Raw genomic sequence first — 16,853 nt, forward strand, 5'->3', positions numbered from 1 at the left:
GATGGTTCGTCAGCAACACGGCCAGCTGCTCACAGAGGCACGGCCCAGCCCCGACGTGCGGGCCGAAGGTGATCTCCCGGTCTCCATACCGGCTTAGACCGGCAACCGTGATGGTCAGAGTCGGCGGGCTGGCCGACGTCCTTTTCGCCCTCGTTGCGCTCATGCGGGTACGTGACCGTCGTGTCCGCATGCCCGGCCGCCCGGGTCGGCCAGGGGCGCATCACAGGCTCCTCGCGCGGCTTCGGCCGCCAGTTCACGTCCACCGCGGTCATCACTCCGGCACGTCCGCAGGGCGGCCGCAGAGCGCACGCCCTTCGACTGGCTTGGGCAGGGGTGTGTTCTGGACACCTCCAACGCGGTTGGCCCACCAGACAGTCAGTTCGCGTACGAAGAACATCGGCAGTCGGCGGTAGCGACGGGGCTTCTGGAAGACCCCGACGGAATCACCCCAGTAGGCGTGTTTGGCGTCAATGGCCGCGTAATTGTGCCGGATTCCCGTCATCGGCGGGAAATCTGTGTAGGCCTCGCGCAATTCGAGTCCCGAGTACGCAGCCATGGCCCGGAACCCGTCTGGGTAGTAGCGCCAGCAATCCTGTGCATCGTGCACATGGCCGCGCGACGGTGCCGTGATGAATGCCATTCCCCTGGGCTTCAGCACACGCGCGATCTCCATCATCGTTGCCCAGAAGAACGGAATGTGCTCGAATGCCTGACCCGAGAGCACAAAGTCCGCACTGTTGGACTTGACTGGAATGCGGTACGGCTTGGCCATGACGGCATCCACATTCTGTCCATCGAGCACATCGACGCCCACATAGTCGATGTCGTGCTGACCCAGCATGTCTTTATGCGTGACACTCTGTTTGTCTGACACACGCGACCCCAGATCCACGACCCGGTGCCGCCGATTCGTCGGCATGTACTCCTTCACGCAGAGTTCCATCTGCTCGTATGCAGACCTGTGCATCAGTGTTGCCTCCCGATATGCCCCCACACCGCAATGGACATGTTCCACAACTCCAATCGGCAGCAGGAGTGACGCGTCTGACTGCGTGACAGCGAGGTCCGGCGAGTGCGTGTCCCGTCGGCGATGCTGCGAGATGGACGCGCGGCGTCGGGCCCGCGGTGGTGATGACCTACCTGGGCCTTCGGCCTCGGCCCCGCTGAGCTCGTACGAGGGGAGGTCGCCCAGCCGACAACCGCGGAAGGAGGTGGTTCGCGTCGCGGCCGCCAGCGGTGGGCCGCGCCGTCGACCACACAGCATTCGTCGTGCGACGCCCGTCGGCCAGAAACGCTGGGGTCCGGGCGAGCCAATATCTGTGGCCGCGAAATGAGAAATAGACGCCACGCTCGATGAAGGTTCCTTACTCGACAGGTGGAGCAGAACTATTCAACGCACACGATCGATCGCCCCGTGATACTGTCGGTCCCAGTTGCAGTTGTGGTTCCCGAACGCTTGGGAGTGCCCTCACCGGTTTCATACGCCGGTAGAGCTCCTTACATTTCCGGTTATTTTCCGGCGGGGTGATCATCTCGACGACGCGGAGTCCGCGCAGTGTGGACTCCGAACACCGCCCCAAAGGAGATTCAATATGGCTGCCGGCACCGTGAAGTGGTTCAACGCAGAAAAGGGCTTCGGCTTCATCGAGCAGGACGGCGGCGGCGCCGATGTCTTCGCTCACTACTCGAACATCGCCGCTCAGGGCTTCCGTGAGCTCTCGGAAGGCCAGAAGGTGACCTTCGACATCGCGCAGGGCCAGAAGGGCCCGACGGCCGAGAACATCGTTCCCGCCTGACGCTGACACGTACGTCGCAGCTGGGGCCCGCACCGTGGGGTGCGGGCCCCAGCTGATGGGTTTTCAGGGCGCGGGCTGCCTGCCCGACCGTACCTGACAACCACAATTTCAGCCGCAGGGTCGTCCAGGGGCCACGGTCATGACCCCATTGATCCTGCCGCCGGGATCTCACCATTCTCGTGAGAGAAAAATCCCACGCGCGTCACCTGTGCACTCCCTGCACGTTCCCTTCGGGATCCCATTCGATTCCGCATTGTCTTCGGCTCGTTCTCGCGATTCTCTGCGCTGCTCATTTGCTGCGGGAATTCCTTGATTCGTGCCATATCAAGGAAGGTTCCGCATGAACCGCACGCGTACAAACGATCGCTTCGTCCGCACTCGCGCCGGAGGTTCCGGCTCCAAGAGGGGCGGCAGCCGCTACGGAGCCGGGTCCGGAACCGCAGTGCCCGGCCGCTCCGGTGCTCCGGGCCGCCCCCAAGGTCATGGACGTCGACAGGCCGCTCCCCAGGGCGAGTTCGCGCTGCCGAAGACGATCACCCCCGCGCTCGGTGCCGTCGAGACGTTCGCCGATCTCGCCATGCCTGCGCCGTTGCTGGCCGCGCTCGGCCACGAGGGCGTGACCGCACCGTTCCCGATCCAGGCGGCGACTCTGCCGAACTCCCTCGCCGGCCGCGACGTACTCGGCCGTGGCCGCACCGGTTCGGGCAAGACGCTCGCCTTCGGCCTCGCCGTCCTCGCCCGTACGGCCGGTCAGCGCGCCGAACCCCGGCAGCCGCTGGCCCTCGTCCTCGTACCCACCCGCGAGCTCGCCCAACAGGTCACCGACGCGCTCACTCCGTACGCCCGAGCTGTGCGGCTGCGGCTGACCACAGTGGTCGGCGGGATGTCGATCGGCAGGCAGGCCGGGGCACTGCGTGGCGGTGCGGAGGTCGTCGTCGCCACGCCGGGCCGGCTCAAGGACCTCATCGACCGCGGCGCCTGCCGACTGGACCGCGTCGCCATCACCGTCCTCGACGAGGCCGACCAGATGACCGACATGGGCTTCATGCCCCAGGTCACCGCGCTGCTCGACCAAGTGCGTCCCGAGGGGCAGCGGATGCTCTTCTCGGCCACCCTGGACCGCAACGTCGACCTGCTGGTCCGCCGCTATCTGAACGACCCGGTGGTCCACTCCGTCGACCCGTCCGCGGGTGCGGTCACCACCATGGAGCACCACGTACTCCACGTACGCGGCACGGACAAGCATCGGACCACCACCGAGATCGCGGCACGCGAGGGCCGGGTGCTCATGTTCCTGGACACCAAGCACGCGGTGGACCGGCTGACCGAGCATCTGCTGAACAGCGGCGTCCGCGCCGGCGCCCTGCACGGTGGCAAGTCCCAGCCGCAGCGCACACGGACCCTGGAGCGCTTCAAGGCCGGGCATGTGACGGTACTGGTGGCGACCAATGTCGCGGCGCGCGGAATCCACGTGGACAACCTCGATCTGGTGGTGAACGTCGATCCGCCCAGCGACCACAAGGACTATCTGCACCGTGGCGGCCGCACTGCGCGCGCCGGTGAGTCCGGCAGCGTGGTCACCCTGGTGACCCCCAACCAGCGCCGCGACATGAGCCGGCTGATGGCCGCCGCCGGCATCACCCCTCAGACAACCCAGGTGAACTCGGGTGAAGCGGAGTTGACCCGCATCACAGGCGCTCAGGCGCCCTCGGGCGTCCCGGTCGTCATCACAGCGCCGGTCGTGGAACGCCCCCGGCGCGGCGCCTCTTCCTCGTCCCCGTCCCGTGGCCGCCGGCGCGGCCGCGGCCGCGCCGGCCAGGGCCGGTCCACCGGCGAGGCCGCACGCCGCGCGGCACAGCGGCCGTCCGCCTCCAACCCGGCGGCCTAGAACCCTCGTGGGCAGACACCTCACCCGACTTCGCAGGCCCGTCCTTGCAGGAGGCTCCACCTTGACGCCGGTCCAGCTGCTGCAGCGCCCTACGGAGCCTGCCTCCGTGCTCCCGGCCCTGACCGAGGTCATCGGCGTATCGGGACTGCGGGTCCCTGACGACATGACCGTCGAGGTGGCCCTGTCCGTCATGGCCGGTGCACATGTCGAGCATCTGCTGGTGTGTGACAAGGACGAGCAGTTCACCAGCTCGATCACCCGGGCCCAGCTCCTCGTCGTCCGCGAAAGCTCCGCCTACACGGACCGGGTCCGTCTACGGGATCTCCTCGGTGCCGTTCGACCACCGGGCGTGCTCGCCCTCTCCCCTTGACCCGCCTCAGCCGGTCAGCCCCGACTCGTACTCCATCCCTGTGAGGCATCATGCGCTGTGTCATCGCCCGGTTCCCGTTCGAGCTCACCAAGCACGAGGTACTGGCCTCCATGAAGGGCATCAAGCCCGAGGCCGTCACGGGTGAGTCCGTGGTCATCGGCCGCCGCCACTATCCCGTCAAGCAAGTGGGCGAAGTCATCACCCGGCAGGACCGCCGCGACTTCACCAGCGGGGAAGTCACCCGCGCCATGAGCCGCCTCGGTTTCACCTGCCGCAACGGCGAGGAGAGCGCACCCGCCGCGCGCGTCCTCACACCGCTGCAGACCGCATCGGCCCTGCTCGGCAGGCCCGTCTCCTGAAACCATGAGGACCGGCGGAAGCCGGCACCAGAACAGCGACAGAACAACGATGAGGGCCCTGCCGACACACGTCGGCAGGGCCCTCGTCGTGGGGCGTCTCACGGTTCGGAGTAACTGAAGTCCCCCACGGTCCAGGCACCGACGTCGCTGATCGCGACTCGGTACATTCCACCCGTCTCGGGGATCCCGACACTGCCCTGCAGGATCCGGGCGAGATGGAAGTGCAGATGCGTGGGCGCCTCGCCACGGTCGGTTCGGTCCTCTGTCCGGTCGGCTGCGAAGACACCGGAGAACTGGCCGAGACGGTCCGAGTCCTTCAGCACCTCCGACACTCGCTCCCGCCACACGGCTTCGGGCGCCAGTCGGCCGGTGATGACAGCACCGCCGACAACCACAGTCAGCGACATCTGATTGCTTTGCGCGGACTCCACCTTGGCGGCGATGTCCGCGAGCAGGTCGTCAGGTTTCGACATGAGAGCCGATTTTATGCAGCGGTCGGTCCTCTGTGCTCATTTCCCGTACGTGACCTCGGGCGCCGACGTGCGGCCGGCGAACCGGCGCGGTGAGGGACCGGGGCGCTGGAGCGCATGGCCCACCGTGCCGCCGCTGTCGGCTGGCGCAAAATACTTACGCCTCGAGAGCTCCGAAATCTATGCTCGCCGGAGTAGACATTGGCCGGTGATCTAGTTAAGGTTCCTTTCGTAGAATCGGTCAAGGAAGCCCGGCAGACACGAACTGCCGGGCAGCGGTACACGAAGTTCGCAGGTCAGGGTGACTGTGGAGTTCCGAAGCCACGTTGTTCGCAGGACGGTGACGGGACTGACAGTCGCACTGGGCGGCTCGCAGGTCGAGGGGCCGCCGACAGCAACACCAGCAGTGCACATCATTCGGAGGAAAGGAAGGAGGGAGCAGACGCCATCAGGATCGCCCGGCCCAGGAAGCATTCGGCCGGGTACCGCAAGACCCCGGATTGGAAGGTGGTCCCCGGTCACGAATCCGCGATCCCCGCTCTCCCGGCCCTCTCCCGGGCCGGGTAGCGGAAACAGCAGGTCGGCACAGCAGTAGGGCCGACAGATGGTGTTCAATCCCTTCGGGGCCCTGGTGCCGCACGGCACCAGGGCCCCTCGACGCGTCGTACAAGAGGTGTAAATGACAGCAGATACTCCGCTCAGCGGTCGTCTGGACGACGACGACTACCCCGCGTACACGATGGGCCGGGCCGCCGAAATGCTCGGCACCACCCCCGGCTTCCTGCGGGCCATCGGTGAGGCCCGTCTGATCACTCCGCTCCGCTCGGAAGGCGGGCACCGGCGGTACTCCCGCTACCAGCTGCGGATCGCCGCTCGCGCCCGCGAACTCGTCGACCAGGGGACCCCGATCGAGGCTGCCTGCCGCATCGTCATCCTTGAGGACCAGCTTGAGGAAGCGCAGCGCATCAACGCCGAGTACCGCCGCGCCGCGAAGGAAGAGCCCGACAGTTCCAGCTGAGTGCACCGGCGCGGGCGGGGCTCACACCGCCATGCGGGCTCGCGGCCGGACCGAGCGGAGGTGGCTGCTTGCGGTGGCTGCTTGCCTTGGAGCGGACTCCAACTCGTAATGTCGCGGCATTCGCGACAGGACGACGTTGAAGGAGAGATGCATGCGCCACCGCGTTCTGGGCGGGACCGGCATAGAGGTCAGCGCGTACTGCCTCGGCACCATGATGTTCGGTTCCGTTGGTAATGCCGACCACGACGAGTGCGTCCGGATCATCCATGCCGCGCTCGACGAGGGAATCAACTTCGTCGACACCGCCGACATGTACTCGGCCGGAGAGTCGGAGACCATCGTCGGCAAGGCGCTGAAAGACCGCCGCGACGACGTCGTACTTGCGACCAAGGTCCACTTCCCCATGGGCGACGGCCCCAACCGGGGCGGCAACTCACGGCGTTGGATCGTCCGGGAGGTGGAGGAGAGCCTGCGGCGGCTGGGAACGGACTGGATCGACCTGTATCAGGTGCACCGGCCGGACCATACGACCGACATCGAGGAGACACTCTCCGCCCTGACCGATCTCGTGCGACAGGGCAAGATCAGGGCGTTCGGCTGCTCCACGTTCCCCGCGCACGAGATCGTCGAGGCGCACCACGTGGCCGACCGTCGCGGGCTCCAGCGGTTCCGTACCGAGCAGCCGCCCTACTCGCTGCTGGCCCGAGGCATCGAGAAGGACGTGCTGCCGGTGGCGCAGCGCCTGGGCATGGGGGTGCTGACCTGGAGCCCGCTGGCGTCGGGGTTCCTGACCGGCCGCTACCGGAAGGGCCGGGATCTCGATCTGAGCAGCGGACGTCCCACCCTGACGCCGGACCGCTTCGATCCCTCGGCGCCTCGCACCGCCGCGAAGCTGGAGGCGGTCGAGCAGCTCGTTGCCGTGGCCGAGGAAGTGGGCTGTTCGCTGCCGGAGCTGGCCATCGCCTTCCCGCTCGCGCATCCAGCCGTCACGTCGGTGATCATCGGCCCGCGCACGATGGAGCAGCTGCGGAACACGCTCAAGGGCAGGTCCGTGATGCTGGACGACGCCGTCCTCGACCGGATCGACGACATCGTGCCGCCCGGAACCGACATCTATCCCCCGGACGGCGCCTGGACGCCGCCCTCGCTCACCACGCCGGCGCTCCGGCGACGCACGGCCGGGTCCAGGGCCGCCGCCTGAAGCCGCCTGTACAGACACCCACCCACTCCTGGCCGAGCACGGCGGGCAGCGGGAAGGGCGTGGCCTGGCGGCGCACGCTCAGGTCGTGCGGCACAGCCCGGTGGCGACGGCGTTCGTTCTGCGTGTGGTCACAGCCACGGCGGCAGCTCGGGGAGCGGCGCCCCCGTTGTCGTATGGAGTCGTACGGGTGTGCCGCGTCCGGTGAGCCAGCGCGCGAGGTCGGCTGCGGTTCCCTCGACGACGGCCGGGCTCTCGTCGGTACGGCCCTCCCGGTCGGTCGCCCGCACCTGGAGCCGTAGGCCCTGCCCGGTACGACGGCGCGTGAGCGCGTCCTCGATCAACGCGTCGACGAAGTCCTCCGGGAAGGCCGAGAAGTCGCCGCCGGACGGCAGGTCGCAGGCGTGGATCCACACTTCGCGGCTGCGCAGCCAGGGGATGGTGCGCGCCGGGACGGTGCGGCCCTGGGCGGTGACGACCTCGGCGTCCCACTTCGGGTCGGTGAGGCGGTCCAGGGCGGCGGCGAGCCGGTCGTGCTCGGCTTCGACGAAGGCGCGCAGGTGCGGCACGGGCCAGGCGGCGCCGGACTCGATCTCCTCGGCCCGTGCGTCCGGGCTCGGGTACATGGGTGTGGGCTCGCCCGTCGCCGCCCAGTGGGCCAGCCGTCCCAGGGCCTTGGCGTTGTGCCCGACGTGGGAGAGCAGGTGCCGGCCCGACCAGCCGGGCAGGCGGCTGGGGCCTCGTAGCTCCTCGTCGCCCACCGCCTTGAGCTGCGAGAGAAAGTACGCGTGCCCCTCGGCCATCCAGCGAAGGCTGCGAGCCGGCGTGCCCGTGGTCATGCGGAGGTGCTTTCCGGGGCGCGCCGTACCGGGTTGGACAGGGTGCCGATGCCCTCGACGGTCGTGACCAGCGTCTGGCCGTCCTGGAGGTAGCGGGGAGGCTTGCGGGCGTGGCCCACGCCGCCGGTGGTGCCAGTGGCGATGAGGTCGCCGGGGTTGAGGGTGATCATGGTCGAGATGTACGAGACCAGGTCGGCGGCGTCGAACAGCAGGTCGGCGATGGTGGACTTCTGCAGGGACTCCCCGTCGATCTCGCAGCTGATCGCGGCGTCGTGCGCGAGTTCGTCCGCGGTGAGCAGGCAAGGGCCGAGGGGGGTGCTGGCTTCCCAGGTCTTGCCCTGGAGCCACTCCTTGGTGCGGAACTGCCAGTCGCGCATGGAGACGTCGTTCATGACGGTGTATCCGGCGATGGCCGCCTCCGCGGTGGCCCGGTCCGCGCGCCGCACCCGCTTGCCGACGACCACGACGAGTTCGGCCTCCCAGTCCACCGTGGGGGACTCGGGCGGCAGGGTGAGAGTGTCGTAGGGACCGATCAGTGTTTCGGTGAACTTGGCGAACAGAGTGGGGTGTTCGGGCAGGTCACGGCCCATCTCGGTGATGTGGGTGCGGTAGTTGAGGCCCACGCACACGATCTTGCCGGGGTGCGGGATCACCGGGGCGAGGTCGGTGGGCTCGACGGCGAGGGTCGCTCCGCCCGTGGCCGCGGCACGGGTGCGCCAGTCGTCGTGGGCGAGCAGGCTGCCCACGTCGCCCGGGCCGAGGTCGACGTACTGTCCGTCCTCGACGCGGGCGGTGCGCAGTCCGTCGGCCGTGCGTACGGTCGCCAGCTTCATGCGTGGGGGCCTTCCTGGTAGGTGCGGTCGAGGTGGAGCCGTTCGAAGACGGGTGTGTCACTGAAGCGGAAGAGGTCGAGGCCGGTGTCGGTGGCCAGGCTGAGCGTGGTCCAGGAGGGGACGACGAAGAGGTCGCCGCGTTCGACGGTCCAGCGGGCCTCGCCCACCGTGACCTCGCCCGTGCCGTCGAAGACCTGGAAGACCGACGAGCCGACCTCCCGTACGGCGGCGGTCGCCGTGTCCGGCGCGAGCCGGTGGAACTCGGTGCGGAGCGTCGGCAGTACGTCGCCGCCCGTGGTCGGATTGGTGTAGCGGACCGCCGCGTGCCCCGGCTCGACCGTCGCCGTGCAGCCCTCGGCCTCCAGCGCGAGCTGGTCGGACAGCGCGCGGTCGGTGTACTCCCAGCGGTAGGCGAGCAGCGGGGTGGCCGGCGTGGGCGTCAGGTGGGTGAGAGGGCGCAGGCCCGGGTGGGCCCACAGCCGCTCCGAGCGGGAGCGTTCCGGGGTCTCGCGGGTGCCGACGTCGTCGGTGCCGAACTCGAAGAACGTCGCGTCCGTGTAGTGCTGGAAGGGGATGTCCAGCCCGTCGATCCAGGCCATCGGCCGGTCGCTGCGGTTGTGGTGGCCGTGCCAGTGCCAGCCGGCCTGCGGCAGGAAATCGCCGCGGCGCATGGCCACGGGGTCGCCGTTGACGACGGTCCACACGCCCTCGCCCTCGACCACGAAGCGGAACGCGTTCTGGGTGTGCCGGTGAACCGGTGCGTCCTCGTGCGGCTTGAGGTACTGGATCGCCGCCCACAGCATCGGCGTGGCGAACGGGCGCCCGCCCAGGCCCGGGTTGGCCAGCGCGATGGCGCGGCGCTCGCCGCCGCGTCCCACGGGAACCAGGCTCCCGGCCTGTTCCGCCATCGGCATCAGGTTGCGCCAGCGCCACAGGTGCGGAAGGGCCTTGGAGTGGGGCTCGGCCGGCATCAGTTCGCCGATCTCGGCCCACAGCGGGACGAGCAGTTCCGACTCGAACTGTCGGTAGAGCGACTCGAGTTGGGGGGTGCGCTCGGGCTGTCCCGGGCCGTCGGTGGCGCGGATGGTCACCGGAGACGGGGTGGTGGTCATGCCTGTACTCCCAGTCCTCAGCGGGACGACTTGGTACGGGTTGATACCGGCAACGTTGCCAGTGTTCTGCTGAGGGGGATACGTTTTTCTACTATGAAGAACGAGCCGCCATATCCGATCGCCTCGGTCGACCACGCGCTGCACCTGGCGACGCTGCTGCAGCAGGAGGGCCCGATGCGGGTCAGTGATGCCGCGGAACGTCTGGGCGTCTCGCCGTCCACCGCGCACCGCCTGCTGGCGATGCTCGTCTACCGGGACTTCGCCGAGCAGCGGCCCGACCGGCGCTACCAGGCGGGCGAGGTCCTGCGCCCCACCGTCACCACCCAGGCTCCGGTGACCCTGCTGAGGGAGGTGGCGCTGCCCCATATGCAGGAACTGGCCGACGCCAAGGAGGAGTCGGTCAACCTCATCGTCCTGGCCGGCACCGAGGCCCGGTTCCTGGCGACGGCGGAGTCCCGGTCCCCGCAGATCCTGCGGGTCGGCACCCGGGCCGGCCGGTCACTGCCCGCTCACCTGACCTCGGGCGGCAAGGCCATCCTCGCCGCCCTTCCCGCCGAGGACCTCACCGTGCTGTACGACGGCGACACGGAGGTCGACCTGCCCCGGCTGCGGCGCGAACTGGCCCGGGTGCGCAAGCGGGGATTCGCCCTCAACAACCAGGAGACCGAGACCGGGCTGACCGCGATCGGCGTCCGCGTCCGGGCCCCTGCACACGGTCTGATCGCAGCCGTGGCGATCGCCATACCGACGGCGCGCTTCCGCCGGGACCGCCTTCCCCACTGGGTGAGCGCCCTGGCCACGACGGCCTCAGCCATCGAACGCGAACTGGAAGCGCCGGCCTGACCGGTCCGCGCATCGGGGGCACCGTGGCTCAGTGAGTCGGTGTGTCACCAGGCCAGGGCGTCGGCCATGGTCGACTGCCAGTACGAGACGCCGATCGAGTCGTCGACGTACACGCCCTTCGCGGGGAGTGACGGGTTGGCGCTCGCGTTCTCGCCGTAAGAGACCGCGAGGGACTTGGCCGTGTAGCCGTTGGAGCCGCTGCCGTCCGCGGACGTGAGGAGGACGCTCGCATAGCCCGACTCGCCAGGGGCCAGCGTGACCACCGCCTGCGGCTTGGAGTCCTCGAAGGCCGGCGGGACGGACTGGGCCTCGCCGAAACGGACCGCCGGGTAGCCGACGAGGTCGCAGTTCTTCGAGCCGGTGTTGGTGACGGTGAGGAGAAGGTGGTTCAGCGGGCGGGAGACCTCCGTGGCGGTCATCCGGGTGGAGGCACTGGAGCAGGGCGGGTACGCGGACGCCGAGTCGTCCTTCGAACCCCCCGAACCCTTCGAGCCCGAGGTGCCCGTGGAGTCCGACGACCCCCCGGAACCCGTCGTGCCGCTCGAACCGGCCGCGCCCCCTGTCGAGCCTTCGGACGTCGCGCCCTGCGAATCGGTCTGTCCCGCCCCGGTGGAGGTTCCCCCGTTCACTTTGGACGAAGGCTTGGAAGGGTTGGCGGAGGCCGTGGACGCGGATCCTGCCGATGCTGCCCCCTCGTCGCGGCCGCCCTCTCCGTTGTTGCAGGCCGTCAACGTCAGCGTGGCGGCCGTGAGCGCGGCGGCGATGAGCACGCGGGTGCGGTTGGTGCGTGTGGACATGTGATCCCCCTGTGCGGTACGGGTGTTGGCATGGGCCGCTCGACCGGGTGCCGGGAGCGGCGTGTTTGGATGACCCGAGCTTGTGCGGTGATCCGTCCCGGCCGCTACGGCTGCCGGGGTATCCGGGACGCTGGAACGCTTGCGATAGCCCTGACCTGGGGGAATGACCTACCCCTGGAACGGAGGTCCGGGACGTGGAGAGAGGGCGGAATGGTGGCGGGCGACGAATTCTCGGAACTGTTGGGCCGGTTGAAGGAGCGGTCCGGCCTCAGTTACGGGGTGCTCGGAAAGCGGCTGCACACGAGTACGTCCACGCTTCACCGGTATGTCAACGGGGATGCCGTACCGACCGACTACGCACCCGTGGAGCGGTTCGCGCGGGTGTGCAAGGCGACGCCCGAGGAACTGGTGGAGCTGCACCGGCGGTGGGTTCTGGCGGATGCCCGGCGGAGGCAGAAGGCGGGCGGAGCCGCTGCGGAGGAGGAACGGCAGGCGCGTACAGCGGATGAGGCGGCGGGGTCCGAAGCGGAGGTCGGGACGGGGGCCGCGGGGCCCGAAGCGGCCGGGTCCGAAGCGGAGGTCGGAACCGGGGCCGCGGGGTCCGAAACAGCCGGGTCCGAAGCGGAGGCCGAGGCCGTTCCCGAGATCGAGCGGCGGCCCCTGACGGAGGCTCCCGTGGCGCGGCGGCGGCGTACCGTCGTCCTCGCCGGGGCCGCCGTGGCCGCCGCCCTCGTGTCCGTCGCGTTCGTGGTGAATCTTGTGCCGGGCCAGGGGGAAGGCCATGACGACCGGGGCGGGAAGGGGTCCGTCGGGGCCGCCTCCCCGTCCGTCGACGAACGTCCCCGCGGCTCCAAGCCGTCCGGCTCGAAGGGCAGTTCGGCCTCGCCGTCCGCCTCGCGCAGCGGCAGTCCTACGGTTTCCCCGTCCGCCTCCGCCTCCCGGAGCGGTGGGGCCGGGGCGGGCCAGGGCGGTGGTGCCGAGGATGAGGCCACTGAGCCCTCCGTCGACGTCAATCCGTACAAGTGGGAAGGGCCGTGCAGTCAGCACTATCTGGTCGACCGGGAGCCCGAGCAGGTCGTTCCGCCGCCGGGTGAGCCGGACGCGCGCGGGTGGGTCACCGCGCTCGGCGCCGTCTCCGGCGGGCAGCAGATGCTCGCGCTGACCGTGCAGGGCACCGGAAGTGGCACCGTCGTCCTGGACGAACTCCATGTGCGGGTGGTGGAGAAGACCGCTCCGCTCGACTGGAACGACTTCGCGATGGGCGTCGGGTGCGGTGGCAACGTGGAGACGACGGCTTTCGGGGTGGACCTCGATGCCGGGCGGCCCGCGATCTCTCCCAAGGCAGGTCAGCGCGACTTCCCGTACAAGGTGAGTGAGTCCGATCCCGAGGTCTTCTACGTCTTCGCGGACGCGCGGGCGCACAACGTGAGCTGGTACCTGGAGCTGGAGTGGTCCAGTGGCGACCAGCAGGGCACCGTACGCATCGACGACAACGGCAATCCCTTCCGGACGAGCGGGAACGTGGGGCGGCCCGCGTACAACTATCCGCTCGGAGGCTCCGAGTGGCGACGGGATGAGTACGAAGCCGACATTCCCGGCTGAGCGCGCGGCGGGTGGCGGATGACAGCTGCGCCGCGGCACAGTGCGAGCAGCATCCCGGCTCTCGGCGCGCGGCCCGGATACTCGCGCGGCTGACCGGTCGGGGGCGTTCGGCGCGTCAGAGACCTTTGAGCTGGTCGATGCGAACGGAGCCGCCGGTGGTGACGGAGTCGATGGCGGCGAGGGCGATGGACAGGGCTGCGCGGGCGTCCTCGCCGCCGGCGGTGGGGGTGCGGCCGGTGCGGATGCTGTCGGTGAAGTCGGCGAGTTCGGCCACGTAGGCGTCGTGGAAGAGGTGTTGGTCGTAGGTGACGCACTCGGCGGTGGCGCCGTCGGGGCCGTATGCGGTCAGGTGGGTACGGCGGAGGTCGCCCAGGGTGAGCATGCCCGCCGAGCCGAGGACTTCGGCGCGTACGTCGTAGCCGTAGACGGCCTGGAAGCTGGCCTCGGCGGTGGCGAGGGCGCCGTTGTCGAAGCGGATGGTGACGACGGCGGTGTCGAGCAGGCCGTGGTCCTTGAAGTCGGGGCGGATCAGGGCGTCCGCGAACGCGGAGACCTCGACGGGTTCAGCGCCGGGGTTGAGGTGGCGCAGGACGTCGAAGTCGTGGATGAGTGTCTCCAGGAAGATCGTCCACGGGGGTATACGGGCCGGGTCGGCGAGTTTGGGGTCGCGGGTGAGCGAGCGCAGCAGCTGGGGTGTGCCGATGGTGCCGGCGGTGATCTTCTCGTGGGCGGCCCGGAAGCCCGGGTCGTAGCGGCGGTTGAAGCCGACCTGGAGTGGCACGCCGGCGTCGGCGGCGGCTTTGATGGCGCGGTCGGCCTCGGCGAGGGTGACGGCCATCGGCTTCTCGCAGTAGACCGCTTTGCCGGCCTTGGCCGCCGCTTCGACGAGGTCGGCGTGGGTGCGGGCCGGGGTGGCGATCACCACCGCGTCGATGTGCGGGTTGGCGAGGAGGTCGCCGATGTCCGTGTAGGCGGCGGTGCAGCCGAGCCGGTTGCCCAGGCTCCGCGCGGTGCCCGGGGCGGGGTCGGCGATGGCGGCGAGCCGGACGCCCGGGAGGCGGTGGGCGAGGGTCTCGGCGTGGAAGGCGCCCATGCGTCCGGCGCCGATGAGGCCGACGGCGAGAGGCTGTTGGGTAGTCATGGGGGTGGTCATGGGGCTCCATACGTCATGGTCGGAGTCCGTCGGGATCGTCGGATCCCGACGAGGCAGGCAGAGGCAGGCAGGGGGCAGGCAGGGGGCAGGCAGGGGGCAGGCGGCAAGGGACAGGGCCGTCAGAGGGTGAACGCTGAGCGGAAGCGCTCCAAAGCGAGTTCGCTGTCGCCGGAGGCCCAGGCCTCCATGGCGACCGTGCCTTCGTAGCCGAGCTCTTTGAGGGTGCGGGCGACGGCGGGGTAGTTGATCTCGCCGGTTCCAGGTTCGCGGCGGCCGGGGACGTCGGCCACCTGGATCTCACCGATCAGGCCCAGGGCATGGGCCTGGCGGACCAGCTCGATCAGATTCCCCTCGCCGATCTGGGCGTGGTACAGGTCCAGGTTCATCCGCAGTCCGGGCCGGCCCACCGCCTGGACCAGGGCCATCGTGTCGGCGGCCGTCGCGAACGGCACACCGGGATGGTCGACGGCCGTGTTGAGGTTCTCCAGCGTGAAGACCACCCCGGCGCTCTCGCCCAGTTCGGCGAGGCGGGTGAGCGTGCAGTGGGCGGCGATCCACATCGCTCCGGTGGCCGCACCGGTCACCGGCACCACCGGCAGGCCCTTGTCGTCCAGTCCGGTGCCGTGCAGGTTCAGCCGGGGACAGCCCAGTTGCTCCGCCGCCCGGAGCGACTCCTCGGCGGTGCGCAGGAGTTCGGCCGCGCCCTCCTCGTCGGTCAGACTGCCCCGGATGTATCCGGTCATGGACGAGAACTCGGCCGGGGTCCGGGCCAGGGCGTCGAGGTCGTGCCGGGTCCAGTCCCAGATCTCGACCTGGAAGCCGGCGTCGTGGATGCGCCGGGCCCGTTCGTCGAACGGCAGATCCAGGAAGACCATTTCGGCGCAGACCGCCAGTGTGTACATCGCCACCTACCCTTTCTCCGCGCACCTCGCCCTAGAACGTTCTAGTAGCTAGAACGTTCTAGATAGGTCTGTGAGCAGCAGTACGCCAGTCGCCGAGCAGACCTGTCAAGCCTTCGGTGGCCTGGAAATGCTAGAACGTTCTATAGTCGGCTTTCGAGAAGGCCACCCCGACCAGGGAGGACAGGTGCCAGAAACCCCGGTGGTCCCCGCCGGAAAGCGACCGACCCTCGCGGACGTGGCGGCGCGGGCCGGCGTGTCCACGGCGCTGGTCTCCATCGTGATGCGCGACGCGAAGGGCGCCAGCGCGGCCACCCGCGAGCGTGTCCTTCAGGCAGCGCGGGAGATCGGTTACCGTCCCGACGCCCGGGCGCGGCTGCTGCGCAGCCAGCGTTCCCGGCTGCTCGGCGTGCAGTTCGGCCTCCAGCACCCCTTCCACACCGATCTGGTGGAGGGCCTCTACGCGGCGGCCGAACCGGCCGGCTACCAGATCGCGTTGAGCGCCGTGGCCGCCGGGCGCGGCGAGCAGCGCGCCGTCGAGACACTGCTCGCCGACCGCTGCGAGGCGCTGATCCTCCTCGGCCCGCAAGCCCCGGCCGCGCGGCTCGCGGAACTGGCCGGGCAACTGCCGGTCGTCTCCGTGGCCCGTCGGCTACGGCCCTCCATCCCCGGCCTGGAGGTCGTACGGACCGCCGACGACGAGGGTGCCCGGCAGGCGGTGGACCACCTCGTCGCTCTGGGCCACCGCGACATCGTCCACATCGACGGCGGCCGGGCACCGGGTGCGGCCGACCGGCGCCGCGGCTACCGCACCGCCATGAACAGCCACGGCCTGGCCGAACACATCCGCATCCTCCCCGGCGGACTCACGGAGGAGGCAGGCGCCGCGGCCGCCCGAACCCTGTCGGCCGCCCGCCCGCGCCCCACCGCCGTGATGGCCTTCAACGACCGCTGCGCGACCGGCGTTCTCGACGTCTTCCTCCGCTCCGGCGTCACGGTCCCCGGCGACATCTCCGTCGTCGGCTTCGACGACAGCCACCTGGCCCGGCTGGCCCACATCGACCTCACCACCGTCGGACAGGACATCCCCCGCCTCGCCCAGCTCGCCGTCGGCCGGGCCGTCGCACGCCTGGAGGGCGACGAGTCCCCCGCCGGGGAAGACGTCATCACCCCTCGCCTCGTCGTCCGGGGCACGACCGCCCCGCCCTCGCTGTGAGCTGTTCGCGCCCGGTGCGATGGCGGATTCCCCTCTGTACGGCTCGGAGTCGGGCCACGGAGTTCAGCATCCCGGAGCAGCGCGGCCCAGGCGGCCACCCACAGCGCCCTGGCACGCGCGGGGGTGGGCTCGAAAGCCACCGCCAGCGCCCGGTCGAGCCAGCGGCGTCCCTCACCGAGGAACCCGTCGGCGCACCAGTGAGCACTGTGCATCGTGAAGTTGCTGGTCACGGGTCTGGTGTGTGCGCGTGTACGTGGCCGGCGTGTCCAACATGCACCGCATCCTGCGCGGGCACGACGAGGTCCGTGAGCGTCGCCGCCACGCCGTGCACGGGCGGGCTCGGCCTTGCACCGAGCCCGCCGCTCCAACTCCACCCGTTCCTGATCGCTCGCTGTGACGCTCACCCGGTTCGGCGTACGTCGTTGCCCGCGAGCGTCAGGAACACCAGTCCTGCGTCACG

The 16,853-nt window shown here is 69.6% G+C and carries 17 protein-coding genes; 9 read left to right on the plus strand and 8 right to left on the minus strand.

Features of this window, described 5'->3' with window-relative positions; all coding sequences use genetic code 11:
• Nucleotides 1-271 precede the first annotated feature (271 nt).
• Nucleotides 272-967: a methyltransferase domain-containing protein gene (locus ACGFNK_RS08425; RefSeq protein ID WP_393413172.1), complete on the minus strand. Its 696-nt coding sequence runs from the start codon at nt 965-967 to the stop codon at nt 272-274.
• 625 nt (nt 968-1,592) lie between these two features.
• Here ACGFNK_RS08425 and ACGFNK_RS08430 point away from each other — a divergent pair.
• The 4 genes from ACGFNK_RS08430 to ACGFNK_RS08445 all read left to right on the plus strand — a co-directional run bounded on the left by ACGFNK_RS08430 (nt 1,593) and on the right by ACGFNK_RS08445 (nt 4,413).
• On the plus strand, nt 1,593-1,796 hold the full coding sequence (locus tag ACGFNK_RS08430) for a cold-shock protein (protein WP_030872951.1): 204 nt from the start codon (nt 1,593-1,595) through the stop codon (nt 1,794-1,796).
• 340 nt (nt 1,797-2,136) lie between these two features.
• Complete coding sequence (locus ACGFNK_RS08435) at nt 2,137-3,684, plus strand: DEAD/DEAH box helicase (protein ID WP_393413174.1); 1,548 nt, start codon at nt 2,137-2,139, stop codon at nt 3,682-3,684.
• A 61-nt stretch (nt 3,685-3,745) separates the two neighbouring features.
• Nucleotides 3,746-4,054 (plus strand): hypothetical protein, encoded by a 309-nt coding sequence (locus ACGFNK_RS08440; RefSeq protein WP_393413176.1) that lies wholly within the window; start codon nt 3,746-3,748, stop codon nt 4,052-4,054.
• A 50-nt stretch (nt 4,055-4,104) separates the two neighbouring features.
• Entirely contained in the window at nt 4,105-4,413 is a 309-nt protein-coding gene (locus ACGFNK_RS08445) for an SCO5918 family protein (RefSeq protein ID WP_386342472.1), read from the plus strand.
• A 98-nt stretch (nt 4,414-4,511) separates the two neighbouring features.
• Here the strand turns inward: ACGFNK_RS08445 and ACGFNK_RS08450 are convergent, their stop codons facing one another.
• Nucleotides 4,512-4,886, minus strand: coding sequence for a hypothetical protein (locus ACGFNK_RS08450; RefSeq protein WP_386342471.1), 375 nt, complete (start codon nt 4,884-4,886; stop codon nt 4,512-4,514).
• A gap of 676 nt (nt 4,887-5,562) precedes the next feature.
• On the opposite strand from ACGFNK_RS08450, the gene ACGFNK_RS08455 reads away from it, so the two are divergent.
• Together ACGFNK_RS08455 and ACGFNK_RS08460 are read left to right on the plus strand one after the other, a co-directional pair.
• Complete coding sequence (locus tag ACGFNK_RS08455) at nt 5,563-5,901, plus strand: MerR family transcriptional regulator (protein ID WP_165338633.1); 339 nt, start codon at nt 5,563-5,565, stop codon at nt 5,899-5,901.
• A gap of 151 nt (nt 5,902-6,052) precedes the next feature.
• Nucleotides 6,053-7,102: an aldo/keto reductase gene (locus ACGFNK_RS08460; protein ID WP_393413179.1), complete on the plus strand. Its 1,050-nt coding sequence runs from the start codon at nt 6,053-6,055 to the stop codon at nt 7,100-7,102.
• A gap of 128 nt (nt 7,103-7,230) precedes the next feature.
• Here ACGFNK_RS08460 and ACGFNK_RS08465 read toward each other — a convergent pair whose 3' ends face one another.
• The 3 genes from ACGFNK_RS08465 to ACGFNK_RS08475 are packed head-to-tail and all read right to left on the minus strand — an operon-like array spanning nt 7,231 to nt 9,883.
• The gene (locus tag ACGFNK_RS08465) at nt 7,231-7,902 is read right to left on the minus strand and encodes a maleylpyruvate isomerase family mycothiol-dependent enzyme (protein WP_393413181.1); all 672 of its coding nucleotides are present in this window, start codon (nt 7,900-7,902) and stop codon (nt 7,231-7,233) included.
• A gap of 32 nt (nt 7,903-7,934) precedes the next feature.
• Nucleotides 7,935-8,771, minus strand: coding sequence for a fumarylacetoacetate hydrolase family protein (locus tag ACGFNK_RS08470; protein ID WP_393413183.1), 837 nt, complete (start codon nt 8,769-8,771; stop codon nt 7,935-7,937).
• Nucleotides 8,768-9,883 carry a cupin domain-containing protein gene (locus ACGFNK_RS08475; protein WP_393413185.1) on the minus strand — a complete coding sequence of 372 codons (1,116 nt, stop codon included), beginning with the start codon at nt 9,881-9,883 and terminating at the stop codon, nt 8,768-8,770. The genes ACGFNK_RS08470 and ACGFNK_RS08475 overlap by 4 nt, the downstream gene beginning before the upstream one ends.
• 93 nt (nt 9,884-9,976) lie before the next feature.
• Between ACGFNK_RS08475 and ACGFNK_RS08480 the strand changes: the two genes are divergently transcribed.
• Nucleotides 9,977-10,726: an IclR family transcriptional regulator gene (locus ACGFNK_RS08480; RefSeq protein WP_393413187.1), complete on the plus strand. Its 750-nt coding sequence runs from the start codon at nt 9,977-9,979 to the stop codon at nt 10,724-10,726.
• A 44-nt stretch (nt 10,727-10,770) separates the two neighbouring features.
• Here ACGFNK_RS08480 and ACGFNK_RS08485 read toward each other — a convergent pair whose 3' ends face one another.
• Nucleotides 10,771-11,523, minus strand: a complete 753-nt coding sequence (locus ACGFNK_RS08485) for a DUF4232 domain-containing protein (protein WP_393413189.1) — start codon at nt 11,521-11,523, stop codon at nt 10,771-10,773.
• Between the two features lie 210 nt (nt 11,524-11,733).
• Between ACGFNK_RS08485 and ACGFNK_RS08490 the strand changes: the two genes are divergently transcribed.
• The gene (locus ACGFNK_RS08490) at nt 11,734-13,125 is read left to right on the plus strand and encodes a helix-turn-helix domain-containing protein (RefSeq protein ID WP_393413191.1); all 1,392 of its coding nucleotides are present in this window, start codon (nt 11,734-11,736) and stop codon (nt 13,123-13,125) included.
• Between the two features lie 115 nt (nt 13,126-13,240).
• Here ACGFNK_RS08490 and ACGFNK_RS08495 read toward each other — a convergent pair whose 3' ends face one another.
• Together ACGFNK_RS08495 and ACGFNK_RS08500 are read right to left on the minus strand one after the other, a co-directional pair.
• A complete protein-coding gene (locus tag ACGFNK_RS08495; protein ID WP_393413193.1) occupies nt 13,241-14,266 on the minus strand; it encodes a Gfo/Idh/MocA family oxidoreductase in 1,026 nt (341 codons plus the stop codon).
• A 131-nt stretch (nt 14,267-14,397) separates the two neighbouring features.
• On the minus strand, nt 14,398-15,180 hold the full coding sequence (locus tag ACGFNK_RS08500; protein ID WP_393413291.1) for a TIM barrel protein: 783 nt from the start codon (nt 15,178-15,180) through the stop codon (nt 14,398-14,400).
• A gap of 184 nt (nt 15,181-15,364) precedes the next feature.
• On the opposite strand from ACGFNK_RS08500, the gene ACGFNK_RS08505 reads away from it, so the two are divergent.
• Nucleotides 15,365-16,393 (plus strand): LacI family DNA-binding transcriptional regulator, encoded by a 1,029-nt coding sequence (locus ACGFNK_RS08505; protein WP_393413195.1) that lies wholly within the window; start codon nt 15,365-15,367, stop codon nt 16,391-16,393.
• Nucleotides 16,394-16,853 lie beyond the last annotated feature (460 nt).

It is taken from the genome of Streptomyces sp. NPDC048825 (assembly GCF_043198355.1).
Taxonomy (GTDB): domain Bacteria; phylum Actinomycetota; class Actinomycetes; order Streptomycetales; family Streptomycetaceae; genus Streptomyces; species Streptomyces xiangluensis.